Source organism: Mesorhizobium sp. M7A.F.Ca.US.005.03.1.1 (genome assembly GCF_003997975.1).
Lineage (GTDB): Bacteria > Pseudomonadota > Alphaproteobacteria > Rhizobiales > Rhizobiaceae > Mesorhizobium > Mesorhizobium ciceri.
The window spans coordinates 41185-52625 of sequence record NZ_RZRO01000040.1; the positions used below are offsets into that span (position 1 = coordinate 41185).

Here is an 11441-nt window from a genome sequence, read left to right on the forward strand (position 1 = left end):
CAGCATTTATGAAGCGCAACGGGGTTCGGCGACGAAATTGTACTGCCCAGCCGAACCGTCTTGCGATTTTCGCGACATCATTCCCCTTCCGGATAGAGCGCTTTCGCCAGGTCGCGGATCGCATCCGATGTGCGCGGGCTGAAGCCGATCATGTAGGCGCCGTCGAGCACGACCAGCGCCTTGTTGGCTGCCGCCGGCGTTGCCGCCAGCGCGCGGTTGCCGAACACCAGCTCGGCCGACGGCCCGCCCTTGCCGTCGCCCATCATCAGGATGACGTCAGGCGCCATCTCGATCAGTTTTTCCTCCGACGCCGCCTTGTAGCCCTGTACGATGTCCATAGGGTTGAGGCCGCCGGCATAGCGGATGATGGCGTCGGCAGAAGTACCCGCGCCGGCAGCGCTCAGACGTACCAGGCCATGGAAGAACACCACCTTCTTGCGCCGCTCCGGCGGAATTTGCGACGCCAGATCCGCGGCAGCCTGAAAGGCGGTGAGCACCTCGGCGGAAACCGCCTTGCCCTTGTCCTCGAGCCCAAGGCTGGCGGCGATCAACGTGATCTTGTGCTCGATGCCTTGCGGGCTGTTGTCCTGCGGGACCAAGACGATCGGGATTGCCAGCGACTTCAGCACCTCGACCGCTTCAGGAGGCCCGCTGTCTTCTGCGGCCAGGATCAGGTCGGGACGCAGGCTGGCCAGCCCCTCGACCGAAAGCTGGCGGCGGTAGCCGACATTGGGTTTTTGCGCGACTTCAGGCGGATATTTGCTGCCGCGATCTATAGCGACGATTCGCCCGCCGGCGCCCAGCGCGTGGACGATCTCGGTGACGTCGGAACCGAGCGTCACGATCCGGGTCGCCGCGCCCGGCACGACGGTTCGCCCCAGCGCATCGACAACGATCTCGGCGGCCAGCGCCTTGAAGCCGCAGAAAGGCGCCAGCACCGACAGTGCCAGAAGCAGCACCGCCGCGATCCTGCCCGGTTGCGACCAGTGGGTCGTCTTGCCTTCGCCTAAACTGCCGACCATGCCGCTGTTCCCGTGCCAGATGCTTCTCGAAGATGGTCGGCTATAAATTTAAAGTTGACTTATGTCATCATGTTTTAATATGTGACCCGTGCCCTGACCTGACTGGTCGAGGGATTTTCAATAATGCCAGCCAAGGCCGCTCAGCCACCGCCAGCAGTTTTGCTTTTGCTTGGGGGCTGCATGACAACGACAACAAACACGACATTGATGGCGAGCACGGCGCTCGCCTTCGTGCTCGGCCTCTGCGCCGTGCCTCTTGCCAGCGCGCAGGAACAGGACCGGGAGAAAAAGACCGCCGCCAAGACCGGCCGCCTGGCGCCGGCCAGTGTCGCGCAGAACCAGCCGGCGACGATGCTCGACGTGATCACCATCTCGGCAACGATGATCAAAACGGCGGTGATCGAATCGATGGCCGCCATCAGCGCCGTCGATCAGGACGAACTCGACCGCATCCAGCCCGACACAGCCGCCGACATCTTCCGCACCACACCGGGCGTCGCTGCCTCGATGAATGGCGACGATCCCGCAACCGCCATCAACATCCGCGGCCTGGAGCAATATGGCCGCGTCGTCGTCACCCTCGACGGCGCCCGCCAGGACTACTGGCGCGTCGGTCATGGCTCTGGCTCGTTCTATGTCGAACCCGACCTGATCAAGGAAGCCACCGTCATTCGCGGTCCGGTGTCGAATGCCTATGGTTCCGGCGGCATCGGCGGCGTCGTCTCCTTCGAGACCAAGGATGCCGGCGATTTCCTCAAGAAGGATGAGCGCTGGGCGCTGAGCGAGAAGCTCGGCTACGAGGACAATGGCGACGGCTTCACCACCAGCACCACCGGTGCCTACCGCTTCAGCGACGATGCCGATATCATCGGCAACCTCATCTACCGCGACCGCGACAGCTACACCGATGGCAATGGCGACACCCGTGCCATGGACCGGCGAGCGGGTGACCAGCGGCTATCTGAAGGCGACGTTGCGGCCGGCCGATGGCCATGAGCTGAAGCTCGGCGCCATCCGGCAGCGCTACAACGACCAGATCACCGGATCGAGCGGCTCGACCTCGCCGACCCTGAGCCGCTATGACACCGACACCACCAACCAGACCTACACCGCCGCTTACACCTGGAAGCCCGACGACAACGCGCTGATCGACTTCAGCGCCAATGCCTATCACAACCGCACCCGCGCCGAGCAGACTCAGGTCTGGCCGACCTCGGCGATCGGCAATTTCCGCTTCTACGACGTGGCCACGACAGGTTTCAATGTGAAGAACTCCTCGCGGTTCGACGTCTGGGGACTAGCACATACGCTGACCTACGGACTCGACTACTACTATCTCGAGGCCTCCTCGGAAGCGGCGCATTTCGGCGCTGGCCAACAGCAGGGTTATGGCGGCTTCCTGCAGTGGCAGGGCGATTACGAGGATTGGCTGCAGGTCATCGCGGCGATGCGCTATGACGGTTACCAGCTCGATGGCGAGACGCGCATCCCGTCACCGCAGGAAGCCTCGATCTCCGGCGATCGTTGGTCGCCGCGCCTCACCGTCGGCGTCACGCCATTCGATGGCTTCCAGCTCTATGGCACCTATTCCGAAGGCTACCGGGCGCCGGGTCTGCAGGATGTCTTCCGTGGCGGCGGCGCGCATGGCGGCGGTGATACATATCGGCCCAATCTTCTGCTGCAGCCCGAGATGGCAAAGAACTGGGAGGCCGGCGTCAACGTGAAATATGACGATGTGCTGACGGCGGGTGATCGGCTGCGCGCCAAGGTCAACGTTTTCCACACTGACGTCGAGGATTACATCGACGTCGACCTCACCGTGCTGCCGCGCACGGCAATCAACATCGGCGACGCACGCCTGAAGGGCGTAGAGGCCGAGATGGTTTATGATTATGGCTGGGGTTTCGTGAACCTCTCCGGCGCGCTGATCGACGCCAAGGTCGTCAGCGGCGTCTATTCCGGCCAGGCGTTGAACAACACGCCGCTCGACCGCTTCTCGGCCACGATCGGCTTCCGCATGCTGGAGGACCAGCTCACCGTCGGCGCGCAATATCTCAGCGTCGGCAAGATCACCCGCACCAGCCGCACCAATCCCAACGCCGTGCCGGTCGTCGATGACGGTTTCGATCTGGTCAATGTCTTCGCCAACTGGCGCGTCAACGACAACCTCAAGCTCGATTTCGGCGTCGATAACATCTTCAACACCGCCTACACCGATCCGCAAAGCGCATGGTCGACCTCGGCGGCAACAGAACAGGGCAAGGGCCGCACCTTCAAGGTGGCCCTCACCGGCAGGATCGGAGGCTGACAATGAACGAAGCATCGGTGCGTGAACTGGCCTGCGAGGCACGGCTCAACCTGCGGCGTCTGCCGGACTACATGGACAGCATCTCCGACAGGCTGCGGAGCTTCGAGGCCGATGCTTCGCATCAGGGACAGCGCATCGATTTCCGCTTTGCCTTCGGCGGCGCCTCGTTCGACATGGAGCGGCTGGTGATGCGGGCCAATGCTGCCGCCCGCGACGGGCTCGCCCGTATCAAGGACCTGCTCGCCACAGCCGTACAGGTCTACGCCAAGGAGGAAAACCCCGAGATCGTCTGGACCGGCGATCTCTCAGGCGAAACCAGCCTCGCCCAGTTCCGCGAGATGGTGGTGACCGATGTTCGCGACCTCACTCCGAATATGCGCCGCATTCGTCTGGCCGGCGAGAATCTCTCGCGCTTCGCCAAGTTCGGCGGCATGCATATCCGCATGCTGTTTCCGACCAGGGACGTCCCCGATCCGCTGTGGCCGGTGCTGGGCGGCAATGGCTTACCGGTCTGGCCCACCGACGACCGGCGCCCGGTGGCGCGCGTCTACACCATCCGCGCGCTTGACGTGGAAAAGGGCATCATCGATGTCGACTTCCTGATCCATCCCGGCGAGAGCGTCGGCTCCGCCTGGGCCATGCAGGCCGCGCCCAGCATGAAGGTTGGCATCATGGGCCCGGTCGGCCGTCCGGTGCGGCAGGCAGAATGGTACGTCATGGGCGCCGATGAAACCGGCTTGCCGGCGCTGGCTCGGCTGCTGGAGACGCTACCGGCCGGGACAAAAGGCGTCGCCTTCGTCGAGATCGCCAATGATGGTGAAAGACAAGCGATCAACAATGGCACGGGCATCGAGGTTCATTGGCTGACACGGGATGGCGTGGCGGCGGGCGAGGACAGACTGCTGGCCGAGGCTGTCCGCTCGGTGGCGTGGCCGCAGGACGGTTCGGCCTTCGGCTGGTTCGCGGCGGAAGCCGCTGCCGCCAAGATCGTGCGCGAATGTTGGCGCGACACGCTGGGGCTTGGTCGCGATCAAACGCTGGCGGCGGCCTATTGGCGGCGTGGCTCTGCCGGATTGATGGCGGGGTGAACTCTGATGATCGGCCCGCGGTCTTTGCCGATGCCGATATCAATCTGATCACCGGAGACAAGGTTCGAAATATCGCACACCACCAGCGGCATGCGGATGTCATAAAGAAATTCGGCAACGATGGCACCGACCGCCAGGATCGGGTCCGGCCGCTCCAGAAGAATACCGGCCGGCGCCGTGCCCCTGCGGATCGCCTCGGCCAGGACCGAGGATGAAGACGACGAGCCGCGCCCGCTCGGCATGACCAAAATCCTGCCGGCGACATTTCGGCCGAGGCCGGGGTGCGAATGGTCTGTTATCTCGCCGGTCTCGGCATCGATACCGCCCCAGAAGCTGAGCGGTTGCGAAAACACCAGCGCCTGACCCTCAGCGTCACCGGCCAGCTGGAAAGTGCCGGTTCGTTCCACCGGTCGCGTCATGACGCGCTCCGCACAACATGCCCGGCCGCAGCAGAGCGGATGCAATCCCGCATCTCGGCGAAGGCGACGGACACACCGATATTGCCGGGTGCGTAGTGCGCCCATTTGCCGGAATTGGTCATCACCACGCCATCGAGGCGTTCCAGGATCGATGTGACATAGGTGCAGGTATCGGCGACCGGGATCAGGCCGAACGCCTCCATACCGGCCAGCGCGCCCTCCTCCTGCAATCGCGTCAGCGTCGCGCGGCCGGTGTTGACATAGATCGGAATGCGCCTACCCGGTGCTGCCTCGCGCAGCAACGGCAACAGTCGCATCCATTCCTCATGCGAAAAATGCGGCGTGCCGAGCGACACGGCCGCCAGCGGCGCGCCATCCGGCACGCTCGATAGCCTGGCCAGCGCATGGTCGATATCGGCACGGGTAATGCGGATCGTCTCGTCAGGCGCATGACCCTGGAACGCCTCATCGAGCGTCATCGCTTCCGGCGTGATGCCGACCGCATGGAACAGCGCCACAGCACCGGTCGTTGCCGCCGCCGCCCCCAGCGCCTTCAGCTGATCCTCGTCGCGCGGTTGCGGCAGGCCGGCAATCACCGGAATGCGGTCGCCGCTCGCCTGCCCGATGACAAGTCCGATGCCGACGAACAGGCTGTCGCTCGGCTCGGGGTCGGCAAAGGCCAGTTCGAACAAGATCCGGCCGCGCCGGTTCTCGCTCAGATGCAGCCCCCAGGCCGGCGCACGTCCGGTCATGGCGCAGCACAGATCGATGAAATCGCCATAGCGGTTGGTGCGCGCGCCGATCACCGAATTGGCAAAGACGATGGCGTTGGATTCCCCCCAGGCGATCTGTTGGCCAAAGCTTGGCCGGAACCGCGTCTGGTAAGGCGCGCAAGTGAAAGTCGCCTGGCAGCCGAGCTCCAGATGCGCTTTCATCAGCCGGCGCGCCGGCACCTCTTCCGCCGCCGGCATTTTCACCATGCCGGGATGGATGAGATCGAACGAACCGACATTGAGCGTCGTCGGCACCTGCACGCGGCCACCGCCTTCGACCAGCCGCTCGACGAAGTCGAGACCGGCCTTGCCGTGGTAGAGACAGCCGTCGATATGGGCGCCGGCAATGTCGAGCAGGCTGCCCGCGCCGATCGCGTTGGAAAAGGCGACCAGGATTTTCATGGCAGCAGCCGCTGACAGGCCATGCTCGCCGTCGAGCATGGATCGGTCGCGTGCAGTCAGTTCCAGGGTCATCGGTATGCTCCGGGTCGTGCCCGTCTATGCTGTCCCTGATTGCGGACGGTCTGGCAAGACCCGGTGAGGATCAGTTCGCCGCGATCAACACCGTGCTTTCAGGCGACCAGCGCAGCACGACATCCTGACCTTCTGCCAGCCGTTCCATGCCGGTATTCTGCACAATCACTTTCAACGTCTGACCAGCACGCTCGACGAAATAGGTGCTGTTGCTACCGGCGAAGATGCGCTTGGAAACCTGTCCCTTGAGCATGTTGGCGTTGCCATCCGGTGCTCCGGCATCCCTGGCGATGCGGATGCGTTCGGGCCGCACGGCGCAGCTCGCCCTGGCGCCGGCGGCAAGCTTGGCACCCACACCAGCGGCAATCGCCGTTCCGTCCGCAAGCCTGATGCCATCGCCCGTGCTGTCGCCGCGAAAAATGTTGGCGTCGCCGAGGAAGGTGGCGGCGAACTCGCTCTTCGGCCTGTCATAGATCTCCTCCGGCGGCCCCTCCTGCACCAGCCTGCCGTCGCGCAATATGCCGATGCGGTCGCTCATCGTCAGCGCTTCTTCCTGGTCGTGCGTGACGAAGATGGTGGTGATGCCGATCTCGCGCTGGATGCGCTTGAGCTCGATCTGCATATCGACGCGCAGCGCCTTGTCGAGCGCGCCGAGCGGCTCGTCGAGCAGCAGCACGCGCGGCTTGGTGACGATAGCGCGGGCGAGAGCCACACGCTGCCGCTGCCCGCCGGAGAGTTGGTGCGGCCGGCGGCCACCAAGCTTGCCGAGCTGCACCAGATCGAGCGCGCGCTGCACCTCCGTTGCAATCACCGCCTTGGCCTCGCCGCGCACCGACAGGCCGAAGGCGACATTGTCGGCGACGCTCATATTGGGAAACAGCGCATAGTTCTGGAACACCATGCCGATGCGCCGCTTTTCGACCGGCACCCGCTCGACGCTCTCGCCGCCGATGGTGATGCGGCCCGAATCGGGAAAATCGAAACCGGCAATCTGGCGCAGCAGCGTGGTCTTGCCGCTGCCCGACGGCCCCAGCAGCGCGTAGAATCCGCCATCGGCGAAATCGATGGAGACATTGTCCAGCGCCTTGTGTGCGCCGAAACTGCGCGAGACATCAGATACCTGCACGCCGGCCATTATTTCTCTCCGCCGAATTTGAAGAACCGCGCCGTGAGCAGCATCAGCGCCATCGACACGACAATGATGATCGTCGAGACCGCATTGATCTCGGGCGTGAATCCTTTGCGGATCGCGGCGTAGATTTCCACCGGCAGCGTCGTCTGCCCAGGCGTCGCCAGGAAATAGGACACCACGAACTGGTCGAACGACACTGCAAACGCAAACAGCCCTCCGGCAATGACGCCTGGCATGATCCAAGGCAGCGTGACGCGCCTCGTTACCTGCCACTGGTTGGCGCCGAGCGAGCGTGCCGCCTCTTCCAGCTCCGGCGCGAAGGTCTGCAGCCGGGCCGAGACGACGACGATGACATAGGGCAGCGCCAGTGCGACATGGCCAAGCAGGATCGCATGCAGCCCGCGACCGATGCCGACGCCGAAAAAGAAGATCAGCATCGCCGTGCCGGTGATCAGCCACGGAATGGCGATCGGCGGAAACAACAGCGCCTGCAGGAATTTCTTGCCGCGAAACTCATAGCGATAGAGCGCCAGCGATGCCGCCGAGCCGAGCACGACACAGATGACGGTGGTGATGACGGCGATCTCGACGCTGTTCCAGGTGGCGGCGATCAGCTGGTCGTTCTGCCACAGCGAAGCGTACCATTCGGTCGTCCATTCGAACGGCAATTGGTAGAAGGGCGAGACGTTGAACGACATCAGCGCCATGATGATGATCGGCAGATAGAGGAAGGCGAGCAGCAGACCGATGTAGAAGCGGCCAAGCCATTCGAGGACGGGGGTCGTCGCCATCACGCGGCCCTCCGCAGCACCGGCGACGCCACCGCCAGGATGACCAGCACCACGGCCAGCAGGATGAAGGAAAGCGCGGCACCGAGCGGCCAGTTGAACACGGCGACGAACTGGTCCTCGATGACCGTGCCGTAGAAGGTGCCGGTGCGACCGCCGAGGATGCGCGGCTCCATGAACGAGCCGACGACGGGGACGAAGATCAGGGCCGCACCCGCGACCAATCCGGGCATCGACAGCGGGATGATCACCCGCTTCAGCACCTGTAGCCGTGAAGCGCCAAGCGAACGCCCGGCCTCAATCAGGGAGTCATCGATCGCCTGCAGCGTGAGATAGCAGGTCAGCACCATGTAAGGCACGTAGGAATGCACCAGCCCGATGATGACGGCTGGATAGGAATACATCAGGTCGATGTTGATCTTGAACGGCAGCACGGCGTTGAGCGCGGTGTCGAGAATGCCGCCCTCGCGCAAAACCATCGCCCAGGAAAAGATGCGCACCAGCCCGTTCGACCAGAACGGCAAGATGACGAGCAGGAAGATCGCCTCGCGGCTGCGCCCCTTCAGCACTTTGGCGAGCACGTAAGCGGCGGGATAGCCGATGACGACGCACCACAGCGTCACTTCGAGGCCAAGCCGCAGCGAGGCCAGCAGCAGTGTCAGATAGAGGCTTTGCGAGAAGAAGGTGGCATAGTTGCCAAGGGTGAATGTCCACGGCTTTCCCGACAGCGGCAGCTCGGTCATGAACGAGAAAAAGACCATGGCCGAGAGCGGCAGGAAGATCGCCACCGTCAGCCAGAGATAGGCTGGCGCCAGCAGCGGCAATGCCGATCTCAGCCCGCTTCGCGACGCTGTCGCAGCTGCCATGATACCCTCCCCCAGGATTGAAACGCCAGCCGGCGCGAACCGCCGGCTGGCCGGGATGTTGGCTCTATTTCACGTCGACCTTCAACTGCTGCCACAGCGCCAGATAGGCTTCGCGCTGGGCATCGGTGATCGGCGCCTGGAACTGGATGCGTTTGGCCACCTCGGGGTCGCCCATGACCTTGCGGTTGAAGGCATCCTCGGGCAGCGCTTCCACCGCCTTGGTGTTGGCGGAGACAGGAGCACCGACCTTGGTGACCCATTCGACGTAGAATTTCGGGTCGATCATGTAGTTGATGAAAGCCTCGGCGCCGGCGACGTTCTTGGCGCCGACCGGAATGGAAAACGCGTCGAGCCAGGCGACGGCACCCTCCTGCGGCACGACCAGAGAGACCGGCAATTTGAAATGCGTCTTGGCGCGATCGGCCGAGCCGCTCCAGTAGGTGCCGATGTCGATCTGGTTGGAGGCGACCATCTGGTTCCAGTCGTTCTCCGAACTCCAGAAGGTCTTGATCTGCGGCATCAGCGAGGTGAGCTTCGCCTTGACCGCATCCATATCCTTGATGTCGTTGATGTTCTGGCCCGTTGCGATGGCGCCGAACTGCACCGCTTCGACGGCATCGTCGCGAATGACGACGCGGCCCTTATGGGCGGCATCCCACATCTCGGCGATGCTCGTCGGCGGCTTGTCGAAGGATTTGTCGTTGATCGCGAGCGCGGTGAGGCCCCACACCCACGGCACGCCATAGACCTTGCCGTCATGGACGAGCATCGGCGATCCCGCCTTGTCCTTGCTGATGTCGGCGTAGTTCGGCAATTTGGAGACGTCGATCGGCTGGATCAGTTTGCCGTCCATCGCCTGGTCGTTGAAGGCGGCATTGATCATGACCACGTCGTAGAGACCGGGATTGGTCCGGATCTTGGTCAGCATTTCCTGTTCGGAATTGAAGAAGTCGTTGACGACCTTGTTGCCGGTCGCTTTTTCGAAAGCCTCCACCGCCCATGGTTCGTCGGCGCCGTATCCCTTCCAGTTGAGCACATGCACTTCGTCAGCCTTGGCGGCGAACGCGAGTGCGGAGGTAAAGACGGCAGTCGCCGTCAGCAGAGCAGTCAAGTCGGGCATGCGCATGGTTGGTTCCTCTCTGTGGGTTTGCCCGGTTCCCGGGCTTGTCAGGCTTTCCAGCTGTTATGCATTGGCCTTCTGTGTCCGGCCTGCTCCCGACGGATCGGCGGCATGGCTCAGGAATGTCTGGATTTGGTGGTCGGTCGGCGCCGACGAGCCGCCATGGCGGGTGACCGATATGGCCGCTGCCGCATTGGCATAGCGCGCTGCCTCGAAGGGCGGGATGCCGCGCGCCAGCGCGCTGACGAAAGCACCGATATGGGTGTCGCCGGCGCCATTGGTGTCGATGGCGGTGACCTTGAAGCCGGCAACGGTCTGCGCCGTGCCGTCGGCCAACCTGATATGGCAACCCTTTGCCCCGGAGCGGATGACCACGCCCGCTGCTTTCGGGCAGTGGTCGCCCAGCAGCCGTACCGCGAGGCCCTCGACATCGCCTGGGCCGGCAATCTCGGCGGCTTCCGTCGTGTTGCAGCTCAGCCATGTGGTGCGGGCAAGCACCCGCGACAGGATGGGACGCGGAATGTCCGTGATGACCGGCGTCGGGTCGAAGACGAAGGGAATACCTGTCGGCAGCGCCTCGATCCAATCAGTGAGCGCATCGCGACTCTTGGGGTAGCTCAGCGTGTAGCCGGAGGTGAACACCCAGTCACCCGGTGCCACCGCGACCGGCGCCATCATGTCGAGGCTGAGAACGCTCTCCGCACCAGGCCACGACACGAAGGTGCGTTCGGCGTCGCTCGAAATCATGGCGACGCAGTTGCCGCTGTCCATCACGGGCGATGGCGGCGTCAGTGTCTCGATACCCTCGGCTATGAACGCAGCGCGCAGGAAATCGCCATTGGGCCCGCTGCCGAGTTGGCCGCCGAACACCACCTGCATGCCGGTGCGGCTGGCCGCCACCATCATGTTGAAGCCGCCGCCGGCGACCTGGGCAAAGCTCGATGCCGTCTTTTCCATGCCGGGCGCCGGCAGGGCGTCGATGCGGTAGACATAGTCGACCACGGCACTGCCGACATGGACGAGACGGCCGCTCATTCCGCCGCGTCCTTGCCGGAACCGATTTTCGCCATCCTTGCTGCCACGAGATCGGCGGCGAGCGCGCGAACCTCCGACATGTCGAGGCCGACAAGCCGGGCGATATGCTGTTGCGGCAATCGGGAAAAACCGCTGCAGGCGCCGGCCATGCCGGCAGCGATGGCGCCGATCGTATCGGTGTCGCCGCCGAGATTGGCGCTGATGACGGCTGCTTGCCATGGGTCGCCACGCGCGACTTCCAGCACGGCGAAGGCCGCCGGAACGGATTCCTGGCTGGCGACGCCGGTGCCAACCAGATCGGTGATCAGCCGGATCGCATCCCTGATCGCCTTGCCGTGTACGATGTCTTGCGCCCAGACGATGCGCGCGGCGATGTCGCCGCCGGTCACCCAATGTCCGAGTGTCGCCCCTCGCCT

The 11441-nt window shown here is 63.8% G+C and carries 12 protein-coding genes; 3 read left to right on the forward strand and 9 right to left on the reverse strand.

Annotated features, from left to right (window positions below; genetic code table 11):
* Positions 1-77: 77 nt before the first annotated feature.
* The gene (locus EN990_RS17885; protein WP_127388343.1) at positions 78-1022 is read right to left on the reverse strand and encodes an ABC transporter substrate-binding protein; all 945 of its coding nucleotides are present in this window, start codon (positions 1020-1022) and stop codon (positions 78-80) included.
* A gap of 180 nt (positions 1023-1202) precedes the next feature.
* Between EN990_RS17885 and EN990_RS36170 the strand changes: the two genes are divergently transcribed.
* The 3 genes from EN990_RS36170 to EN990_RS17895 are packed head-to-tail and all read left to right on the forward strand — an operon-like array spanning position 1203 to position 4418.
* The gene (locus tag EN990_RS36170; protein WP_245461022.1) at positions 1203-2018 is read left to right on the forward strand and encodes a TonB-dependent receptor plug domain-containing protein; all 816 of its coding nucleotides are present in this window, start codon (positions 1203-1205) and stop codon (positions 2016-2018) included.
* Positions 1948-3330 (forward strand): TonB-dependent receptor, encoded by a 1383-nt coding sequence (locus EN990_RS36175; protein WP_245461021.1) that lies wholly within the window; start codon positions 1948-1950, stop codon positions 3328-3330. Before EN990_RS36170 ends, EN990_RS36175 begins: the two co-directional genes overlap by 71 nt.
* A gap of 2 nt (positions 3331-3332) precedes the next feature.
* Positions 3333-4418, forward strand: coding sequence for a siderophore-interacting protein (locus EN990_RS17895; RefSeq protein WP_127369415.1), 1086 nt, complete (start codon positions 3333-3335; stop codon positions 4416-4418).
* Here EN990_RS17895 and EN990_RS17900 read toward each other — a convergent pair.
* The 8 genes from EN990_RS17900 to EN990_RS17935 form a co-directional block, all read right to left on the reverse strand.
* Positions 4379-4837 carry a DUF126 domain-containing protein gene (locus tag EN990_RS17900; RefSeq protein WP_013530810.1) on the reverse strand — a complete coding sequence of 153 codons (459 nt, stop codon included), beginning with the start codon at positions 4835-4837 and terminating at the stop codon, positions 4379-4381. The two genes, EN990_RS17895 and EN990_RS17900, sit on opposite strands and share 40 nt — an antisense overlap.
* Positions 4834-6084, reverse strand: a complete 1251-nt coding sequence (locus tag EN990_RS17905) for an aconitase X (protein WP_127384741.1) — start codon at positions 6082-6084, stop codon at positions 4834-4836. Before EN990_RS17905 ends, EN990_RS17900 begins: the two co-directional genes overlap by 4 nt.
* Before the next feature lie 70 nt (positions 6085-6154).
* Positions 6155-7219: an ABC transporter ATP-binding protein gene (locus EN990_RS17910; RefSeq protein ID WP_127366982.1), complete on the reverse strand. Its 1065-nt coding sequence runs from the start codon at positions 7217-7219 to the stop codon at positions 6155-6157.
* Positions 7219-8007, reverse strand: coding sequence for an ABC transporter permease (locus tag EN990_RS17915; protein WP_127369618.1), 789 nt, complete (start codon positions 8005-8007; stop codon positions 7219-7221). Before EN990_RS17915 ends, EN990_RS17910 begins: the two co-directional genes overlap by 1 nt.
* Positions 8007-8870 (reverse strand): ABC transporter permease, encoded by an 864-nt coding sequence (locus EN990_RS17920; protein ID WP_013530806.1) that lies wholly within the window; start codon positions 8868-8870, stop codon positions 8007-8009. The genes EN990_RS17915 and EN990_RS17920 overlap by 1 nt, the downstream gene beginning before the upstream one ends.
* Before the next feature lie 64 nt (positions 8871-8934).
* Positions 8935-9996 carry an ABC transporter substrate-binding protein gene (locus EN990_RS17925; RefSeq protein ID WP_013530805.1) on the reverse strand — a complete coding sequence of 354 codons (1062 nt, stop codon included), beginning with the start codon at positions 9994-9996 and terminating at the stop codon, positions 8935-8937.
* A 57-nt stretch (positions 9997-10053) separates the two neighbouring features.
* Positions 10054-11025, reverse strand: coding sequence for a PfkB family carbohydrate kinase (locus EN990_RS17930; protein WP_013530804.1), 972 nt, complete (start codon positions 11023-11025; stop codon positions 10054-10056).
* On the reverse strand, positions 11022-11441 hold a 420-nt coding region (locus tag EN990_RS17935), incomplete at its 5' end, for an ADP-ribosylglycohydrolase family protein (RefSeq protein ID WP_206526346.1). The genes EN990_RS17935 and EN990_RS17930, both read right to left, overlap by 4 nt.

Bases quoted from the DNA above. Each gene is read 5' to 3' on its own strand.
- EN990_RS17885 (WP_127388343.1), bottom strand. From the start codon at position 1,022: ATGGTCGGCAGTTTAGGCGAAGGCAAGACGACCCACTGGTCGCAACCG.
- EN990_RS36170 (WP_245461022.1), top strand. From the start codon at position 1,203: ATGACAACGACAACAAACACGACATTGATGGCGAGCACGGCGCTCGCC.
- EN990_RS17895 (WP_127369415.1), top strand. From the start codon at position 3,333: ATGAACGAAGCATCGGTGCGTGAACTGGCCTGCGAGGCACGGCTCAAC.
- EN990_RS17900 (WP_013530810.1), bottom strand. From the start codon at position 4,837: ATGACGCGACCGGTGGAACGAACCGGCACTTTCCAGCTGGCCGGTGAC.
- EN990_RS17905 (WP_127384741.1), bottom strand. From the start codon at position 6,084: ATGACCCTGGAACTGACTGCACGCGACCGATCCATGCTCGACGGCGAG.
- EN990_RS17910 (WP_127366982.1), bottom strand. From the start codon at position 7,219: ATGGCCGGCGTGCAGGTATCTGATGTCTCGCGCAGTTTCGGCGCACAC.
- EN990_RS17915 (WP_127369618.1), bottom strand. From the start codon at position 8,007: ATGGCGACGACCCCCGTCCTCGAATGGCTTGGCCGCTTCTACATCGGT.
- EN990_RS17920 (WP_013530806.1), bottom strand. From the start codon at position 8,870: ATGGCAGCTGCGACAGCGTCGCGAAGCGGGCTGAGATCGGCATTGCCG.
- EN990_RS17925 (WP_013530805.1), bottom strand. From the start codon at position 9,996: ATGCGCATGCCCGACTTGACTGCTCTGCTGACGGCGACTGCCGTCTTT.
- EN990_RS17930 (WP_013530804.1), bottom strand. From the start codon at position 11,025: ATGAGCGGCCGTCTCGTCCATGTCGGCAGTGCCGTGGTCGACTATGTC.